The organism is Neisseria sp. HMSC067G12, assembly GCF_001812725.1.
Lineage (GTDB): Bacteria > Pseudomonadota > Gammaproteobacteria > Burkholderiales > Neisseriaceae > Neisseria > Neisseria perflava.
The window spans coordinates 67,466-84,871 of sequence record NZ_KV810199.1; the positions used below are offsets into that span (position 1 = coordinate 67,466).

Here is a 17,406-nt window from a genome sequence, read left to right on the forward strand (position 1 = left end):
GCATATCTTTACGGATATGCCGTTTTCTTTTATGGAAATGCTTAAAGGCCGTCTGAATGTTCAGACGGCCTTGATTTTATATCGCTTTCAAACAGTATAGATAAGTAGTTTCCTTGTTTCTGGCAAACGCCAAAGGATCGGATTCATCTATTGCTTTTTTGTGGTGCGGTTTAGTTTTCAAAATATCGACTACATTGAGCGAGGCCGTCTGAAAGCATTGGTTTAGAAAGTCTTTATCGCGCAAATGCAAGTGTTCTGCCAAGTCGGAAATAATCAGCCAAGCTTCGCCGTTTGGATTTAAGTGCTGGCGTACGCCGTTGAGGAACGCAGTCAGCATGGCATGATTGGGGTCGTAAAGGGCAGTCTCAATAGCAGAGGTCGGTTTTGCCGGCAGCCAAGGCGGATTGCAGACGATAAGGTCGGCGCAAGTTTCGGGAAATAAATCAATCGATTGGATGTTGACAGCTTTATCCAGGCTTAGACGCTCAAGGTTTGCTGTGGCGCAGGCTATTGCTTTTGGGTTGGTGTCTGTGGCAATGATGTCGGGTATGCCTCGCTTGGCCAAAATTGCGGCAATAACACCTGAGCCGGTGCCGATGTCAAAGGCCGTCTGAATATGGGGAGCGAGTGGGGCTTGTGTGATTAAATCCAAATACTCGCCGCGCAGTGGAGAGAATACGCCGAAAGGAACATGGATTTTTCCATCAAGCTGAGGAATGTCTATGCCTTTTTTGTGCCATTCGTGTGCACCGATAAAACCCAATAATTGATTTAGCGGCAAAAGAAACGGTTTGTCGTTTAGTGTGTCGTAAACATCGCACAAGGCGGCGTAGATGTCGGGTGCGCGTGCATTGTCCAGTTGAAAATTAGGTTGGATTTCGATGGCAAGCATATTGAGCAAACGGCTTTGTTGCGCCTGTTTCATACGGTGGGCATGAAAGGCTGTCTGAATATCGGCAGGTGCGCCTTTCTTTTTTTCAGACGGCCTGCGGATACGTTTTTTCATTGCAGATAAGACTTGCTTGGCATTGTGAAAATCGCCAGTCCAAACAGTTGCAGTTTGCGCGTGGGCATTTTTTAAGATTTCTGTTGCGCCTGCTTCTTGTATGTAAACCGCCTGCTTGGGTGGCTTTTGTGTACTTTCGTTGCGCCATTCGATGTCGGAGCGGTTGGTAGGGATGGTATGGGGCATAATGTGTTTCAAATCGGGGAAATAGGGGATTAGTTTACTATATTTAGGATGTGTTCGGTTTGAGAGGAGCTTTTAATAGTCCAAATTAGACAAAATGTATAAAAATTTCTCAAGTTTTAAAATTTATACCAATATTTTGATAAAAATAGATTGTCGTTTTGTCTAAAATGAGTATAATGCAAAACCAGAACACAATAATCTTAATCAGATTTGGACAAGGAACATCATGCAATTAGACATTGACCGTTTGGTTGCCTATTTTGGCGGCGTAAACGCGCTGGCCGAAGCTCTGAAACAGCACGACCCGGAAAATGCTGCGACCACAGCGGCTATCTACAAATGGCGTACACGCGGGTCCCTGCCTTTGGCTCAGTTGCAAAAACTGACCGCTTTGGCGGAAGCGCAAGGCAGACCGCTTGATTTGAATGCTTTTTTACAAAAAAATGAATCTCTGGAGAGAACAGAAATGACACAAACCAACCGCGTTATCATTTTCGATACCACCATGCGCGACGGTGAGCAGTCCCCCGGCGCATCCATGACCAAAGAGGAGAAAATCCGTATTGCCCGCCAGTTGGAAAAGATGGGTGTCGATGTGATTGAGGCAGGTTTTGCAGCAGCCAGTCCGGGCGATTTTGAATCGGTTAATGCGATTGCCAAAATCATTACTAAATCTACAGTTTGCTCATTGGCGCGTGCCGTTGAAAACGATGTGCGCAAAGCAGGCGAAGCTGTTTCCCCTGCTCCGAAAAAACGTATTCACACTTTTATCGCCACCAGCCCCATCCACATGGAGCACAAACTGAAAATGAAGCCGCAGCAGGTCATCGATGCGGCGGTCAAAGCGGTAAAAATTGCCAAAGAATATACTGACGATGTGGAATTTTCCGCCGAAGACGCCGTGCGTTCGGATTTGGACTTTCTCGCCAAAATCTTTACGGCGGTTATCGAGGCAGGCGCAACCACCATCAATATTCCCGATACTGTCGGCTACTCCATCCCTTCCGTATGGTACGAGCGTATCAGTAACATCATCAAAAGCGTGCCCAACGGCGACAAAGTAGTCTGGTCGACCCACTGCCACAACGACTTGGGTATGGCGGTTGCCAACTCGCTGGCCGCTGTTCAGGCAGGCGTGCGCCAGGTGGAATGTACCATCAACGGTTTGGGTGAACGTGCGGGTAATGCCAGCCTTGAAGAAATCGTGATGGCGTTGAAAGTGCGCCACGACCTTTTCGGCTTGGAAACCGGCATTGATACCACGCAAATCGTGCCAGTATCCAAACTGGTATCTACTATTACCGGCTATCCGATTCAGCCAAATAAAGCAGTAGTCGGCGCAAACGCCTTTGCACACGAATCAGGCATCCACCAAGACGGCGTGTTGAAACACCCTGAAACCTATGAAATCATGACTGCCGAATCAGTTGGCTGGTCAACCAACCGCCTGACTTTGGGTAAACTCTCCGGCCGTAATGCTTTCAAAACCAAGCTGGCAGATTTGGGTATTGAGTTGGAAAGTGAAGAGGCGTTGAATGCGGCATTTGCACGCTTCAAAGAGCTGGCGGATAAGAAACGCGAAATCTTTGATGAAGACCTGCACGCTTTGGTGTCTGACGAAATGGGCAATATGAATACCGAAAGCTACAAATTCATTTCCCAAAAAATCAGCACTGAAACTGGTGAAGAGCCGCGCGCCGATATTGTGTTCAGTATTCGCGGTGAAGAAAAACACGCTTCCGCTAGCGGCTCAGGCCCTGTTGATGCCATCTTCAAAGCCATTGAAAGCGTAGCACAAAGTGGCGCAACCTTGCAGATTTACTCTGTCAATGCGGTAACTCAAGGTACAGAAAGCCAAGGCGAAACTTCCGTCCGCCTGCAACGTGGCGACCGTGTGGTCAACGGCCAAGGTGCGGATACCGACGTATTGGTGGCAACTGCCAAAGCCTATTTATCTGCGCTGAGTAAATTGGAATTCGGCCAAGCCAAGCCAAAAGCGCAAGGCAGAGGCATGATTTAATTTATTGAAAAGGTTAAGGCCGTCTGAAATCGTAGTGATACGTTTCAGACGGCCTTTTTTATTTGGTTAGAAAATAGTTTATTTATTGAAGTTTAAGCAGTCGGTCTTGTTCGACCGACAATACGCCATTTATTTTTTTGAAATAGGCAATGGCATCTTCAATCTTGGTCTTGGAAGACGGACGAATAGCAATGCCGTTCAGGTTTTTGTATTCATAAATCAAACTTGCACCCGAGGTTTTCACTGCTTTTAGCAATGGCGCAGAACCGGTTTGGGCATCATAGAAGATAATCAGGTTTCCATTTGTATCTTGGGCTTGTTGCTGAGATGGGATGGCAGTTGATTGAGTAGGAGTACTTGGGCTTTGGCAGGCGCAAAGCAGGGTGGAGAGTAGGATGAATGCTAGGGTTTTCATGGCATTAATTCAATTTGATAAAACACTAAGGCCGTCTAAACAATCGTAAAACGAAATCAAAGTTTCCCTTTACAACTTTCAGACGGCCTTTGTCAGTTATGCTTCAGGCAATTCCATGGCTAGAACGGTTTGCTCTTGTTTGGCACGGAAAGCCGCCAATTTTTCAGCCAATTCAGGATTTTCATTGGCCAAAAGTGAAATAGCAAACAGCGCTGCATTGGCCGCACCGGCTTCGCCAATGGCAAATGTGGCAACAGGAACGCCTTTGGGCATTTGTACAATCGAAAGCAGGGAGTCTTCGCCGCGCAGATATTTGCTGGGCACGGGAACACCCAAGACGGGCACCGTGGTTTTGGCTGCAACCATGCCTGGCAAATGCGCTGCGCCGCCTGCGCCGGCAATGATGGCTTTGATGCCGCGTTCGCGTGCGGTTTCGGCGTATTCAAACATCAAATCAGGCGTACGGTGTGCAGAGACGACACGCGCTTCGTATTCAACGCCGAATTCTTTGAGAAATTGTGCTGCCTGCTGCATCACCGGCCAATCGCTGTTGCTGCCCATAATAATGCCGACTTGGATCATGAAGAGTTCCTTTTGCTTGAATGGATTAAGGGTAAAAAAATATTCAGACGGCCTTGGGGATGACAAGGCCGTCTGAACGTTTATCTTTGTTTGAGACTGATGGAAGCGCGTTTTGCCGCTTCGCTGTTGGGGAAGCTTTGTATCAGTTTGCGCCATGTGCTGCGGGCGATGTCTTTTTGTTGCAGTTTGTATTGGCATTGGCCGATGCTGTACATGGCATCGGGAGCTTGCGGGCTGTTGCGGAATCGGTTGGCGTAGCGGTTGCCGATTTCGATAACGGATTCGCAGTTGCCCAGACGTTGTTGGCTTTGCAGGAGCAGGTACATATTGCGGCGGGCAATTTCGCTGCCATTGCCGCCGTCAGCCTCTTTCAAAATGGCCACTGCGGCGGAATAGTTGTTACGCTGATAGTATTTTTGCGCCTGATTATAAAGGCGTAATTCGTTTTGTGCGGCTGAGTCTGTTTCAGACGGCACGCCGCCGCCATTTGCCAAATAGTTCATTTTCAGCTTGCGGTCGTCCAATCGCTGGGCTTTGGGATTGGAAGCAGAAGTAGTCGGACGTTTGATAGTCCGTTGTTGTTCCAATGTGTGCAAGCGTTGATTTAATTCTTCAACCGTGCGTTCCAGTCGGGCAATTTGTATACCTAAGTGGTCAATCTGGGTTTGTGCGTCCAAACGCGGATAGGGAATACTTTTTTCAGGCAAAGGCTCACGCGGAATATCCGGCAGGACGAAGTTAGGATTATCGGCTGGTTGAAGAGGATGGGAAACGGCGCACGATGTGGCCAATAGAGTAAGCGGCAAAAGAAACAGGGAATGTGATAATGTTTTCATCGGATTGTGTCGTTTTATTTTTTTAGTAGCAGTGTCAAACCGTCGCCGACAGGCAGGGTAATGGGAATAATGCGTGTATCGCGCGGCAGATTTTGGTTGAAATGGCGCAGGATATCCAAGCTTGGCGGATCATTTTCGGCAGCTTCATTCATGACGCGCCCACCCAACAAGATATTATCGATGGCAATCACGCCGCCACTCCGTACCAGTTGCAAACAGCGTTCGAAATATTTTGGCGTAGGCGGTTTGTCGGCATCGATAAGTGCCAAGTCGTAGCTTTCCGATTCGCCTTGCGCAATCAAATCGTCCAAAGTCAGCAAAGCTGGTTGCAGATGAAGCGAGATTTTATGCGCTATACCTGCTGCCTGCCATGTTTCTCGGGCAATATCGGTAAAGGTTACATTAATGTCGCAAGCCGTGATTTTGCCGTCTTCGGGGAGGGAAAGCGCCATGGCGGTGCTGCTGTAACCGGTAAAGACACCAACTTCCAAATATTTTTTAGCATTCAATAATTTGGCCAACCACACCAACATGGCTGCCTGCTCTTGGGCGATGGCCATCTTTCCCAGACGATGTAATTGGGTACGCCCGCGCAATGCGGTCAAAACGGGATGTTCGGTTTGACCAATGCTGTTGAGGTAATGTTGTAATGCCGGATCGGTATTATGCGTGTTGGTCGTCATGCCGATACGGGATTAGTCTTGGTAGTAGGTGTAAGGTTTTTTGTTGACTTTGGCCGCTTCAAATTCAGCCTGTTCTGTCGGATTGAGGGTAACATCCCACAGCAAATGGCGGTTTTCGAGGCGTTGCGCTTCCATTTCGGGATTGTCTTCCATGAGTTTGTCGAGGAATTGGGTAGCTTCGGATTTGTAGTGGTACATGATGTTCTGCCTGAATCGTTGTCAGACCGTCATTATAGCCGATATTTTTTGTCAATACGCTAATTAATCGAACTTCCATAAGGTATAATGGCACGTCTTTTTTAGGCCGTCTGAAGCCTTTGCTCAATGTTTTGCCCCTTCTGCGGCAGAATATTGTGCAAAGGCTTAAGCCAGACAAGTTTCAGACGGCCTTTTTTATTGTGAAAAGAGCTGCTTATGTTAAAAAAATGGCTGCATAAAGTGTTGCCTAAAAAACACGTCAAGTCGTTGCCTGAAAAGGAAATTATCCCGCTTGAGCAACACGGTATCCGCGCGGATATGTTGAGCTTTGCCGCTGAGAAAATTGCCAAACGCCTGCATGAAGCCGGTTTTCAGGCTTATGTTGTGGGCGGTGCTGTTCGGGATTTGTTGCTTGGGGTCGAACCCAAAGACTTTGATATCGCAACCGATGCCACGCCGGAGCAAATCCGCAAAGTATTCCGCCGCAGCCGCATTATCGGCCGTCGTTTCCAAATCGTTCATGTGATGATCGGACCTGAAACCATTGAGGTAACAACGTTCCGTGGTGGCGATAAGGTTCAGCAAAATGCGCAAGGCCGCATTATGAAGGACAATACTTACGGTAGCATTGAAGAAGATGCCATGCGCCGGGACTTTACTTGCAATGCGCTGTATTACGACCCGATTAAAGAGGAGATTTGGGACTTCCATCAGGGTGTGGCTGATGTTGCTGATAAAAAATTGGTGATGATAGGCGATCCTGCCGAACGCTATCAGGAAGACCCAGTCCGTATTCTTCGCGCTGTACGTTTGTCGGGTAAATTGGGTTTTGAAGTAGAAGAGCAAACGGCTTTGCCGATTGCCGAATATGCAGGCCGTCTGAAAAATGAGCCGGTGGCCCGTCTTTTTGATGAAATTCTGAAAATCCTGTTTTCAGGCCATTCCCGTGCCTGTTTGAAGCGGCTAAATGAGTTGGGCATTCCCGAAGGCATCCATCCACTTTTAGATGCTTTGAAAACTGCAGAAGCGGCCGACAAACGTATGATTATGTTGGCCTTGAAAAATACCGACGAGCGTATCCGTGCGGATAAGTCCGTTTCTGTCGGTTTTGTATTGGCGGCGGTATTGTGGCCGACACTGAACGCTATGTGGCAACGCAATCTAAGCCATGGACAAAAATCAGTCCCTGCATTGATGGATGCGATGAACACAATGCGTGATACGGTGGAAAAAGGTTGGGGCGTGCCGCAACGATTTTCTGCCACCATGCGTGAAATTTGGCAATTTCAGCCGCAATTCGACAATATGCGTGGCGCACGCCCATATCGCCTGCTATCACAAGCACGTTTCCGAGCCGCTTATGATTTCCTGATTTTGCGTAGCGAGGTTGGCGAGGTTGATAAAGAGATGGCTTCTTGGTGGACAACTTTCCAACATGCCGATGAGGAAACCCGTCAGCAAATGACTGCGGCCAATGATCACAAGCGTCAGAAACAAAATGGATCAATTGATGGCAAACCCAAACGTCGCCGCCGCCGTCCGAAAAAGAAAACCACTGAGACTGAATAAATTATCAAAATAAATTTAAGGCCGTCTGAAACCATTAAATCTTTTGAGATTTGGTTTTTCAGACGGCCTTCGTATTTCAATAAAAAACCGCAGGATTTTTAACCTGCGGTTTGCTTTTATGATTTGTTTTCTTCGCTATCGAGGAAGCTGCGGAGACGGTCACTGCGGGTCGGGTGGCGCAGCTTGCGCAGGGCCTTGGCTTCGATTTGACGGATACGTTCACGGGTTACGTCAAATTGTTTGCCGACTTCTTCCAAAGTGTGGTCGGTATTCATATCGATACCGAAACGCATACGTAAAACTTTGGCTTCACGCGGCGTCAGGCTTTCGAGGATTTCTTTGGTTACTTCGTGCAGGCTGGTGTACATCGCAGCTTCTGCCGGCGCAACGTTGTTGGCATCCTCGATGAAGTCGCCCAAGTGCGAATCGTCGTCGTCGCCAATCGGTGTTTCCATGGAAATCGGCTCTTTGGCGATTTTCATGATTTTGCGGATTTTGTCCTCCGGCATTTCCATCAACTCGGCCAGTTTGGCGGAATCAGGTTCTTCACCGGTTTCTTGCAGGTATTGGCGCGAGATACGGTTCATTTTGTTGATGGTTTCAATCATGTGAACCGGAATGCGGATGGTACGCGCTTGGTCGGCGATGGAACGGGTAATCGCTTGACGGATCCACCATGTGGCGTAAGTCGAGAACTTGTAGCCGCGACGGTATTCGAATTTGTCCACCGCTTTCATCAGACCGATATTGCCCTCTTGAATCAAATCAAGGAACTGCAAGCCGCGGTTGGTGTATTTTTTGGCAATGGAAATAACCAAACGCAAGTTGGCCTGAATCATTTCCTGTTTGGCTGCTGAGGTTTCTTTCTCGCTCAGTACCATGTTTTTGTTGATTTCTTTCAACTCTTCGATGGAAATGCGGGTTTCGGTTTCCATATTGGCCAGCTCGGCTTGTTTTTCTAGGATGGCGTGGCGGAAACGATCCAATGCGTTTGCCCATACACGGCCTTTGGCTACTTCTTTTTCAACCCATTCCAAATCGGTAATAGCAGGCAGGAAGTTTTCGATGAAGTAGTCGCGTTCCATACGTACGCGGTCGATACAGATATCGCGGATTTCGCGTTCGAGTTTGCGGATGTTTTCAACGCGACTGCGTAGGTTGCTGCTCAAATTTTCGATTTGACGTGTGGCAAAACGGACTTCTAACAGTTTGTTGGCAATGGCATCGCGGTGTTTCAGGTAGTTGGCGTGCTGACTGCCGTGTTTTTCCAACTGCTTGATCATTTTGCCGTATTCGCTCTCGATAAAGGCGAAGTGTTCCAAAACTTTTTGTTTCAGTTCGGCTAAATGGGCGGCGGATATGGCTTCAGAGTCGTTACCTGAATCGTCTTCATCTTCCTCGTCGCCATCTTCATCATCGCTATCGGTTTCACCTTCTTCATCATCAGGTTTGGCATTTTCCAAATGACCTAAGCCCAATTCGTTCAACAAAACTTCATTAGGGTCGATGATGGCTTCAACGACCTCATCCACACGGATTTCGTCGTTGCGGACTTGCTCGATCAACGCCAGAATTTCGGCAATCGAACCCGGGCAGGCGGAGATTGCCTGCACCATGTTTTTCAGTGCATTTTCGATTTTTTTGGCGATGATGATTTCGTCTTCACGCGTCAACAGATCGACTTGCCCCATTTCACGCATATACATACGCACAGGGTCGGTTGTGCGGCCGAATTCTGAATCTGCGCTGGAGAGTGCTGCTTCGGCTTCTTCAACAGCATCGTCGTCGGTCATGGCGGCGGCGTTGTCGCTCAAGAGGATGTCTTCAGCATCGGGGGCTTGCTCGGTTACTTGGATGCCCAAGCCGGAAATCATGCTGACGATGTTGTCGATTTGTTCGGCATCGGACATATCGTCGGGCAGAGCGTCGTTAATTTCAGAATAAGTGATGTAGCCGCGTTCTTTACCCATGATAATGAGTTGGCGCAGACGCGCGCGCTGCTCTTCGATACTCAAGGGACGGTTGTCATCTTGGTCTTGGTATTCTTCGTAGTTTTGGTTTTTAGACATGGATTGCTCTCTAGGTTGATAGGATGCCGACGGTTTACGGTGATGTGGCCGTACCTGAAGGCGGAGCAGAGCTTTTTGTTGTGAAATCAGATTTCACTTTAATACTCTGAGGCTGTCTGAAAATATTACAGATGGAGTGTTCTGCGTGTCATGTTTCGCAGCGTGTGTTTAGATTGTTCAGACGGCCTGAGGGGTTAGTTTTGCTTTGCCGTCAAAAGCGACAGCAATAGTCTTTTTTCATTTTCAGTCAAACCAGTTTGAATACTTTTTTGCTTTAAAGTTTCGATTTGACTGTATTTTAATTCATTTAACAACTTTTTCATGCCGATTTGGAAACTTTCGCAATCTTCTTCGTTATCCCCTTCCATTTCTTCAGAGTGAAGGGTCGATAAAAAGATTTGATTGACGGTTTCCTCATAGGGCGAACCGCGCATATATTCAAGCACTTGTGCGGTTGCAGGAATCGTATCGTGATGCTTGATGGTTTCGGCCAGATTGGCAAGGCAGGCGAAGTCGCCACTTAAAGCCAGATAATCGGGCAGGTCTATATATGAAGCCCAAGCCGGATTTATCAAGAGGCTGCGTATCTGTCTTTGAACCAGTGTCAGCATGGTTGGCTGTTTGACAGAAATAGGCGGCAGTTTGTAACTTTTTTGTTTGACGTGCCGCTTTGGCGCTTCTTGTCCGAGTAACTGGGCGAGGTTGTCAGGGTCAATGCCCACCAGCTCGCTGAGTTTTTGTTTCAGAAGATAGCCCAATGCCGGTGCGGTAATCTGAGCCAAAAGCGGAGAACTGGTTTTGACTAATTCTGCTTTGCCTTCTTGCGTATTGAGGTTGAGGCCGTCTGAAAGATGTTCCCAAAAGTATTCGGATAGAGGCTTGCTTTGGTTTAACAAGGCATCTTCAAATTGCGTCTTGCCATAGGCGCGGATGTAGCTGTCTGGGTCGTGTTCTTCGGGTAGAAATAGAAAATGCAGCGATTTATCGTCTTTTAATTGCGGTAACGCATTTTCCAGCGCGCGCCAAGCCGCTTTACGTCCCGCGCTGTCGCCATCAAAGCAAAAATAAATACTGTCGGCCTGACGCATCAGGATTTTGACATGTTCCGCCGTGGTTGCCGTACCCAAAGCCGCTACGCCGTAGCCGACGCCGAACTGCGCCAATGCGACCACGTCCATGTAGCCTTCGACCACCAAAATCCGTTCTGCCTCTTTTATGGCAGCACGCCCTTCATATAGCCCGTAAAGGTTTTTCCCTTTGTCAAACAAAGGCGTATCGGGCGAGTTCAGGTATTTGGGTTTGGAGTCGTCCAATACGCGGCCGCCAAAGCCAATAACCTGCCCACGAGGATTACGGATAGGGAACATAACACGATGGCGAAAGCGGTCATAATGTTTGCCTTCGTTATCAATGACCATGCCTGTATCCACCAACGCAGTATTCGGATAGGGTTGGAACACTTGCGCCAAAGGTTGCCAACCGTCAGGCGCATAGCCCAAACCATAATGCGCGATGACTTCCGCACTCAAGCCGCGTTTGTCTAAATAAGCCTTCGCTACCGGATTGAATTTCAACTGTTGCGCATAAAAATCCGCCGCCGCCGCCGTCGTTTCTTCCAAAGTTTGTTGCTTTTTTTTACGTTCGGCACGGATTTCGGGGTTGTCTTCCTGCCCGCGAACTTTAGGCACTGTCATACCGACGCGATCAGCCAAAAACTGCACCGCCTCCGGAAACGACAGCCCCTGATGTTCCATCACAAAACCAATCGCCGAACCATGAGCCCCGCAACTGAAGCAATGGTAAAACTGCTTGGTCGGGCTGACCGAAAACGATGGCGTCTTTTCCTTATGAAACGGACAGCAGGCCATATAGTTCGCCCCGCCTTTCTTCAGCGGAACCTGTTCGTCGATAATATCGACAATATCGACTTTGGACAAAAGCTCGTCAATGAAATCAGATGGAATCATGGTTCGGCAGAAGAGGATGGACGGAAAATATTTCAGACGGCCTTATAAACAGACAAAGGCCGTCTGAAAATGGAATTTTAGATGAGGGTCGAGATGAGTTTTGTATTATAGCAAATAGTTGTAATACATGTGTCTTATCCTTTTGAGGTAGGGTATTAATAATCGTATTTCATTCGTTATTAAGATAGATATGATGTCGTTAAAGCAAAGGCCGGCTATAAGATATTCAGACGACCTTTGCTGTTGTCTTATTTTGCGATTCAGTTGCGCTTTCATGGTATGAATATGATAATGAACGTATATCCTCGGTTTTAGAAAGGTCGTTTCTCATGAAAGATTTTGCACGTTTGCTCAATCATCCCGATATTTCCTTTTCTCCGATTCCAGATGCCATTAAAGTTGATAACCCTGCAACAGGTGAGGCTTTGGCGTTTGTCCGTAAGACTGATTCAGACGGCCTGAAGCTTTTGATTCAAAAGGCAGAGGCGGCACAAAAATTATGGGCGGCAAAAACTGCGTTGGAGCGGGCCGATGTGTTGTGGCGCTGGTATTTTTTGATTAAAGAAAACAAAGAAGAACTCGCGCGTATCATGACGATGGAGCAGGGCAAAAGCCTGACTGAGGCGCGTGGTGAAATTGATTATGCGGCTTCGTTTGTGCGCTGGTTTGCGGAAGAGGCGCGGCGGATTGACGGCGATGTGCTGACAAGTGTGAAAGCGTCGCAAAAACTGGTTGTACTGAAACAGCCTGTCGGCGTTACCGCTGCGATTACGCCGTGGAACTTCCCGTCTGCGATGATTGCGCGCAAGGCTGCGCCTGCTTTGGCGGTGGGCTGTGCGATGATAGTTAAACCTGCATCGCTCACGCCTTTGAGTGCGTATGCATTGGTCGTTTTGGCTTATGAAGCCGGCGTGCCGCAGGATTTGTTGCCTGTTGTCAGCGGTAGTGCTTCGGAAATCAGCCATGAATTTGCCACGAATCCGACTGTGCGCAAAATCAGCTTTACTGGCTCAACCGAAGTCGGCGCGAAGATTTTTGCCGACAGCGCGGCAGACATTAAAAAACTCAGTTTGGAACTGGGCGGCAATGCGCCGTTTATCGTGTTTGACGATGCCAATTTGGACAAAGCCGTTGAAGGCGCTCTGGCCAGCAAGTTCCGCAACAGCGGTCAGACCTGCGTCTGCACCAACCGCGTTTACGCTCAATCCGGCATTTACGACGAATTTTGCAGCAAATTAAGTGAAAAAGTGGCTGCGCTCAAATTGGGCAACGGCTTGGATGAAGGCGTCAACCAAGGGCCATTGATTGAGGAAAAAGCGGTGGAGAAAGTCGAGCAGCACATCGCCGACGCGCTCTCCAAAGGCGCGGTTTGCCTGACTGGCGGCAAACGCAGCGCGTTGGGCGGAACATTTTTTGAGCCGACTGTTTTAAGCGGCGTTACGGCGCAAATGGCGGTAGCTCGCGAGGAAACCTTCGGACCTTTGTGTCCGGTGTTCCGTTTTGAAACCGAAGCCGAAGTTATCGAGGCTGCGAACAATACGGAATACGGTTTGGCAGCTTACCTTTTTACCTCTGACACCGCCCGTCAATGGCGCGTCGGCGAAGCCTTGGAATACGGCATGGTCGGCATCAATACGGGCTTAATCAGTAATGAAGTAGCACCGTTTGGCGGCGTAAAACGCAGCGGTTTGGGACGTGAAGGCAGTAAATATGGTGTGGACGAATATTTGGAATTGAAATATTTGTGTATTGATATGGCGGAATAAGGCTGTACAGTAAAGGCCGTCTGAAATTTGGTTTTCAGACGGCCTTTGTTTTAGAGTAGATCCTGGATGGCTGAACGCTCTTCTTCCAATTCGGCCAGCGTAGCGGCGATACGTTTTTGGCTGAATTCATCCGACAAGTCCAAGCCTTGGACGATGCGGTAGCTGCCTTCGTCACAAATGACGGGGAAGCCGAAAATCAAACCTTCGGGAATGCCGTAAGAGCCGTCGGATGGAACGCCCATGGTTATCCATTTACCACTGCTGCCGAGCAACCAGTCGCGCAGGTGGTAGATGGCGGCATTGGCGGCAGAGGCAGCGGATGATGAACCGCGTGCGGCAATAATGGCGGCACCGCGTCCGGCAATTTTCGGCATGAAGACTTCGGTGTTCCAGTCGGGTTCGGTAATCATGTCTTGGACGGACTCGCCGTTGCTGGTGGCGTAGCGGTAGTCGGCGTACATAGTCGGGCTGTGGTTGCCCCAGACACACATTTGCTCGATGGAAGTAATCGGGCGGTTGATTTTTTCGGCAATTTGGCTGACGGCGCGGTGATGGTCGAGACGCATCAGGGCGGTAAAATTTTCCGGAGGGATGTCGGGTGCAGATTTCATGGCGATGTAGGCGTTGGTATTGGCCGGGTTGCCGACAACGAGGACTTTAACGTTGCGATTGGCAACTTTGTTCAACGCCGCGCCTTGTACTTTGAAAATTTCGCCATTGGCGTGCAGCAAGTCGGCGCGCTCCATGCCTTGCGTACGCGGGCGCGCTCCAATCAAGAGGGCGATGTCGGCATCTTTGAAGGCGACTTCGGGGTCGTCTGTGGCGAAGATGTCGGCAAGGAGCGGGAAGGCGCAATCCTGCATTTCCATAATCACGCCGCGCAATGCCTGTTGTGCCTGCGGCAGGTCGAGCAGCTGTAGGATAACGGGTTGGTCGCGTCCGAGCATGATGCCGCCGGCGATACGGAAGAGGGTGGCGTAGGCGATTTGGCCTGCCGCGCCGGTAACGGCAATTCGGACGGGTGGCTTGAGGGTCATATTTTTCCTTTTGAAGTCGTTGTTTTACTTGATTTTCGGATTATAGCAGTATTATGGGGAGAATGATGTAGTAAGGCCGTCTGAAATTTGATTTTCAGACGGCCTTAAGTGTTTGAAAAGATTATTCGCCGTTTTTCTTTTCGGCTTGTTCTTCGGCAGCTTCATAGGCTTCGACGATTTTTTGCACCAAAGGATGGCGGACGACGTCTTCGCTGGTGAAGGTGTGGAAATACAGGCCTTCTACATCGCGCAGTTTTTCGCGTGCATCTTTCAAGCCGGATTTGATGTTGCGCGGCAGGTCGATTTGGCTGATGTCGCCGGTAATGACTGCTTTGGCACCGAAGCCGATACGGGTCAGGAACATTTTCATTTGTTCGGGCGTAGTGTTTTGCGCTTCGTCCAAAATGACATACGCGCCATTTAAGGTGCGGCCGCGCATATAGGCCAGCGGCGCAATTTCAATCAAACCTTTTTCCATCAGTTTGGTTACACGGTCGAAACCCATCAAATCGTAAAGCGCATCGTAAAGCGGTCGCAGGTAGGGATCGACTTTTTGCGCCAAATCGCCCGGCAGGAAGCCTAATTTTTCGCCTGCTTCGACTGCTGGGCGCACCAAAACGATGCGTTCGATTTGATGTTTTTCCATGGCATCGACGGCGGCGGCAACGGCAAGATAGGTCTTACCCGTACCGGCAGGGCCTAAGCCGAACACGACATCGTGGTTGAGCAAGGCGCGGATATAGCCGTTTTGGCGCGGGGTGCGGCCGCCGATGCTGCCGCGTTTGGTGCGGAAATAGTATTGTTGGTCGTGGTGTTTCTCTTCGTGTTTTTCATCTGCGGTTTTGGCTTCAACGGCCGCTAGGCTGATGGCGTTGTCGTCTAAGTCGCCTTTTTCTGCGGCTTCGGCAAGCGACAGCAAGGCACGGCGGCCGGCGTGTGCCAGTTCGCCCATGAAGGTGAAATGTTCGAAGCGGCGGCTGATTTGGATATCAAGGGCTTTACCTAAGGCTTCGAGATTGCTGTCGAGCGCGCCGCACAGGCGTTGCAACACGGTATTGTCAATTTCTTCAAACTGCAGAAGGACGGTGTGGGTCATATTGGTTTCCGTAAATAAATCTAATTTTTCCGTATTATACCCTTGTTCAGACGGCCTGCTTTATAATACGTCGCTTCTTTTTAATAAACCGTTTCAATCAAAATGAATCACACTGCTTCTCCTCAATCGGAATTTCTGCGCGGTATCAAAGAATGTTCCCCCATGCTGATCGGCTTGTTGCCGTGGGCGCTGATTTTGGGCATGCAGGGCGGGCAAAAGGGCATGAGCTGGCTGGAAATGCTGTTGATGACGGGCATGAACTTTGCCGGAGGTTCGGAATTTGCCGCAGTCAATTTGTGGGCAAATCCTTTGCCAATTATGCTGATTGCAACAGTTACGTTTATGATTAATTCGCGCCATATCCTGATGGGTGCGGCGATTGCGCCGTATATGAGGGATATGCCGCTGAAAAAGGCGATGCCCGCGCTGTTTTTTATGTGTGATGAAAGCTGGGCAATGGCATTTGCTGAAATTCAAAAGCGTAAGGCGGCAGGTTTGCCTGCATTCAATATGCCGTTTTATGCCGGCGTGTGTTTTATTTTGTATGTAACGTGGATTGGTTTTGCGGCGTTTGGCGCGGCAGTCGGCCCGATGTTCGGCGATGTGGCGGCTTGGGGCTTCGGCATGGCGTTTCCTGCGGTGTTTTTAGTGTTGCTGCGCGGTATGTGGAAGAGCTTTGCGGCTTCACGCCCTTGGTTTGTCAGCTTGATTGTGGCGTGCGCAACTTATTTGACCGTGGATGGCGCATGGTATGTTCCGGCCGGGACGTTGTCGGGCTTGTTGGCGGCGTATGTGTGGGGAGAGCAAAAATGAAGGATTTGTTGTCGCTGCAATCGTTTTTGCTGTTTTTAAGCATGTTGGCCGTTACTTATTCAACCCGATTAATCGGCTTTTTTGCATTGCGCAACCGTATGTTGAGCCGTCGCGCGCAAGTGGTGATGGAGGCTGCGCCGGGCTGCGTGTTGATTTCTGTAATTGCGCCTTATTTTGTGTCGGACAAACCGCATGAGTTGATTGCCATTGCTTTGACGGTATTGGTGGCCAGCCGGTTTTCGATGTTGGTGACGGTATTAATCGGCGTTGGCACTTCGGGCATACTCGGTTATTTGATGAAATAAAAAATTTTCAGACGGCCTTACTTGTTATAATGGCCATCTAAATTTTTTGATAAAGCAAAAACATGGCAAACCAACGACTCATCTATGGCTTTCACGCCGTCAATGCCCGTTTGTGGCAAAACCCGAAATCGATTACCGAACTCTATATCCAAGAGGGCAAATCTGATGCGCGCACCCGCGATGTATTGGATAAAGCGGCCTCTGAAAACGTACGCGTGCATTTTGCTGATGCCGACCGCCTGAATGCCATCAGCAAAGGGGCGCGTCATCAGGGCGTGGTCGGATTTATCGATGCTTCCAAAAACCATGTTCATTTGGAAGATGTGTTGGAAAACCTGAGCGAACCGCCGTTTTTGCTGGTATTAGACGGTATTACCGACCCGCACAACCTTGGCGCGTGCCTGCGTACTGCCGATGCGATGGGTGTACATGCCGTGATTGCGCCCAAAGACAAAAGCGCCGGCCTGAATGCGACCGTCAGCAAAGTTGCCTGTGGCGCGGCGGAAACTGTGCCGTATATTACCGTAACCAATCTTGCCCGTACTTTGCGTGAATTGAAAGAATACGGCATTTGGATTGTCGGCACAGACATGGGCGGCGACTCCGACCTTTACCACTGCGACCTGCCTGACAGCGTGGCTTGGGTAATGGGCAATGAAGGCGAAGGCATGCGCCGCCTGACGCGCGAGCATTGCGATATGCTGGTATCGATTCCGATGTTTGGCACGGTAGAAAGCATGAACGTTTCCGTCAGCGCGGGCATGGTATTGAGTGAAACCCGCCGTCAACGGGTGTTGAAATCGGAAAAATAAAAAGTTTAATTAAAAGGCCGTCTGAATATTTTTCAGACGGCCTTTT

Annotated in this window: 16 protein-coding genes; 6 read left to right on the forward strand and 10 right to left on the reverse strand. The window is 49.2% G+C overall.

The window, feature by feature from the left end; genetic code table 11:
• Window positions 1-76: 76 nt before the first annotated feature.
• Window positions 77-1,192 (reverse strand): methyltransferase, encoded by a 1,116-nt coding sequence (locus tag HMPREF2871_RS04555; RefSeq protein ID WP_049343609.1) that lies wholly within the window; start codon window positions 1,190-1,192, stop codon window positions 77-79.
• A 226-nt stretch (window positions 1,193-1,418) separates the two neighbouring features.
• On the opposite strand from HMPREF2871_RS04555, the gene HMPREF2871_RS04560 reads away from it, so the two are divergent.
• Window positions 1,419-3,212, forward strand: coding sequence for a 2-isopropylmalate synthase (locus HMPREF2871_RS04560; protein WP_049330811.1), 1,794 nt, complete (start codon window positions 1,419-1,421; stop codon window positions 3,210-3,212).
• A gap of 82 nt (window positions 3,213-3,294) precedes the next feature.
• On the opposite strand, the gene HMPREF2871_RS04565 is transcribed toward HMPREF2871_RS04560, so the two are convergent.
• From HMPREF2871_RS04565 to HMPREF2871_RS04585, 5 genes are all read right to left on the reverse strand, one after another.
• Window positions 3,295-3,627: a hypothetical protein gene (locus tag HMPREF2871_RS04565; protein WP_004520308.1), complete on the reverse strand. Its 333-nt coding sequence runs from the start codon at window positions 3,625-3,627 to the stop codon at window positions 3,295-3,297.
• A gap of 96 nt (window positions 3,628-3,723) precedes the next feature.
• Complete coding sequence (purE, locus tag HMPREF2871_RS04570; RefSeq protein WP_003686478.1) at window positions 3,724-4,209, reverse strand: 5-(carboxyamino)imidazole ribonucleotide mutase; 486 nt, start codon at window positions 4,207-4,209, stop codon at window positions 3,724-3,726.
• 80 nt (window positions 4,210-4,289) lie between these two features.
• Entirely contained in the window at window positions 4,290-5,045 is a 756-nt protein-coding gene (locus HMPREF2871_RS04575; protein ID WP_004520309.1) for a tetratricopeptide repeat protein, read from the reverse strand.
• Window positions 5,046-5,059: 14 nt separating this feature from the next.
• Window positions 5,060-5,728: a class I SAM-dependent methyltransferase gene (locus tag HMPREF2871_RS04580; protein ID WP_049343607.1), complete on the reverse strand. Its 669-nt coding sequence runs from the start codon at window positions 5,726-5,728 to the stop codon at window positions 5,060-5,062.
• Window positions 5,729-5,740: 12 nt separating this feature from the next.
• On the reverse strand, window positions 5,741-5,926 hold the full coding sequence (locus HMPREF2871_RS04585) for a DUF3460 family protein (RefSeq protein WP_003680728.1): 186 nt from the start codon (window positions 5,924-5,926) through the stop codon (window positions 5,741-5,743).
• 216 nt (window positions 5,927-6,142) lie between these two features.
• On the opposite strand from HMPREF2871_RS04585, the gene HMPREF2871_RS04590 reads away from it, so the two are divergent.
• Window positions 6,143-7,495 carry a polynucleotide adenylyltransferase PcnB gene (locus tag HMPREF2871_RS04590; RefSeq protein ID WP_049343606.1) on the forward strand — a complete coding sequence of 451 codons (1,353 nt, stop codon included), beginning with the start codon at window positions 6,143-6,145 and terminating at the stop codon, window positions 7,493-7,495.
• A 116-nt stretch (window positions 7,496-7,611) separates the two neighbouring features.
• Here the strand turns inward: HMPREF2871_RS04590 and rpoD are convergent, their stop codons facing one another.
• Together rpoD and dnaG are read right to left on the reverse strand one after the other, a co-directional pair.
• On the reverse strand, window positions 7,612-9,564 hold the full coding sequence (rpoD, locus tag HMPREF2871_RS04595) for an RNA polymerase sigma factor RpoD (RefSeq protein ID WP_004520313.1): 1,953 nt from the start codon (window positions 9,562-9,564) through the stop codon (window positions 7,612-7,614).
• Window positions 9,565-9,758: 194 nt separating this feature from the next.
• The gene (dnaG, locus tag HMPREF2871_RS04600) at window positions 9,759-11,531 is read right to left on the reverse strand and encodes a DNA primase (protein WP_049343604.1); all 1,773 of its coding nucleotides are present in this window, start codon (window positions 11,529-11,531) and stop codon (window positions 9,759-9,761) included.
• A gap of 329 nt (window positions 11,532-11,860) precedes the next feature.
• On the opposite strand from dnaG, the gene HMPREF2871_RS04605 reads away from it, so the two are divergent.
• On the forward strand, window positions 11,861-13,297 hold the full coding sequence (locus HMPREF2871_RS04605; RefSeq protein ID WP_004520316.1) for an NAD-dependent succinate-semialdehyde dehydrogenase: 1,437 nt from the start codon (window positions 11,861-11,863) through the stop codon (window positions 13,295-13,297).
• Window positions 13,298-13,347: 50 nt separating this feature from the next.
• Here the strand turns inward: HMPREF2871_RS04605 and HMPREF2871_RS04610 are convergent, their stop codons facing one another.
• Window positions 13,348-14,334, reverse strand: coding sequence for a malate dehydrogenase (locus tag HMPREF2871_RS04610; protein WP_003680720.1), 987 nt, complete (start codon window positions 14,332-14,334; stop codon window positions 13,348-13,350).
• A gap of 121 nt (window positions 14,335-14,455) precedes the next feature.
• The gene (locus HMPREF2871_RS04615) at window positions 14,456-15,430 is read right to left on the reverse strand and encodes a PhoH family protein (RefSeq protein WP_049343602.1); all 975 of its coding nucleotides are present in this window, start codon (window positions 15,428-15,430) and stop codon (window positions 14,456-14,458) included.
• A 102-nt stretch (window positions 15,431-15,532) separates the two neighbouring features.
• Here HMPREF2871_RS04615 and HMPREF2871_RS04620 point away from each other — a divergent pair, with 102 nt between their 5' ends.
• The 3 genes from HMPREF2871_RS04620 (at window position 15,533) to rlmB (ending at window position 17,360) form a co-directional block, all read left to right on the forward strand.
• On the forward strand, window positions 15,533-16,243 hold the full coding sequence (locus tag HMPREF2871_RS04620) for an AzlC family ABC transporter permease (protein WP_049335254.1): 711 nt from the start codon (window positions 15,533-15,535) through the stop codon (window positions 16,241-16,243).
• Window positions 16,240-16,548: an AzlD family protein gene (locus HMPREF2871_RS04625; protein ID WP_049335252.1), complete on the forward strand. Its 309-nt coding sequence runs from the start codon at window positions 16,240-16,242 to the stop codon at window positions 16,546-16,548. Before HMPREF2871_RS04620 ends, HMPREF2871_RS04625 begins: the two co-directional genes overlap by 4 nt.
• A gap of 62 nt (window positions 16,549-16,610) precedes the next feature.
• Complete coding sequence (gene rlmB, locus HMPREF2871_RS04630) at window positions 16,611-17,360, forward strand: 23S rRNA (guanosine(2251)-2'-O)-methyltransferase RlmB (RefSeq protein ID WP_004520319.1); 750 nt, start codon at window positions 16,611-16,613, stop codon at window positions 17,358-17,360.
• The last annotated feature ends 46 nt before the right edge of the window (window positions 17,361-17,406 follow it).

Bases quoted from the DNA above. Each gene is read 5' to 3' on its own strand.
- HMPREF2871_RS04555 (WP_049343609.1), bottom strand. From the start codon at position 1,192: ATGCCCCATACCATCCCTACCAACCGCTCCGACATCGAATGGCGCAAC.
- HMPREF2871_RS04560 (WP_049330811.1), top strand. From the start codon at position 1,419: ATGCAATTAGACATTGACCGTTTGGTTGCCTATTTTGGCGGCGTAAAC.
- HMPREF2871_RS04565 (WP_004520308.1), bottom strand. From the start codon at position 3,627: ATGAAAACCCTAGCATTCATCCTACTCTCCACCCTGCTTTGCGCCTGC.
- purE (WP_003686478.1), bottom strand. From the start codon at position 4,209: ATGATCCAAGTCGGCATTATTATGGGCAGCAACAGCGATTGGCCGGTG.
- HMPREF2871_RS04575 (WP_004520309.1), bottom strand. From the start codon at position 5,045: ATGAAAACATTATCACATTCCCTGTTTCTTTTGCCGCTTACTCTATTG.
- HMPREF2871_RS04580 (WP_049343607.1), bottom strand. From the start codon at position 5,728: ATGACGACCAACACGCATAATACCGATCCGGCATTACAACATTACCTC.
- HMPREF2871_RS04585 (WP_003680728.1), bottom strand. From the start codon at position 5,926: ATGTACCACTACAAATCCGAAGCTACCCAATTCCTCGACAAACTCATG.
- HMPREF2871_RS04590 (WP_049343606.1), top strand. From the start codon at position 6,143: ATGTTAAAAAAATGGCTGCATAAAGTGTTGCCTAAAAAACACGTCAAG.
- rpoD (WP_004520313.1), bottom strand. From the start codon at position 9,564: ATGTCTAAAAACCAAAACTACGAAGAATACCAAGACCAAGATGACAAC.
- dnaG (WP_049343604.1), bottom strand. From the start codon at position 11,531: ATGATTCCATCTGATTTCATTGACGAGCTTTTGTCCAAAGTCGATATT.
- HMPREF2871_RS04605 (WP_004520316.1), top strand. From the start codon at position 11,861: ATGAAAGATTTTGCACGTTTGCTCAATCATCCCGATATTTCCTTTTCT.
- HMPREF2871_RS04610 (WP_003680720.1), bottom strand. From the start codon at position 14,334: ATGACCCTCAAGCCACCCGTCCGAATTGCCGTTACCGGCGCGGCAGGC.
- HMPREF2871_RS04615 (WP_049343602.1), bottom strand. From the start codon at position 15,430: ATGACCCACACCGTCCTTCTGCAGTTTGAAGAAATTGACAATACCGTG.
- HMPREF2871_RS04620 (WP_049335254.1), top strand. From the start codon at position 15,533: ATGAATCACACTGCTTCTCCTCAATCGGAATTTCTGCGCGGTATCAAA.
- HMPREF2871_RS04625 (WP_049335252.1), top strand. From the start codon at position 16,240: ATGAAGGATTTGTTGTCGCTGCAATCGTTTTTGCTGTTTTTAAGCATG.
- rlmB (WP_004520319.1), top strand. From the start codon at position 16,611: ATGGCAAACCAACGACTCATCTATGGCTTTCACGCCGTCAATGCCCGT.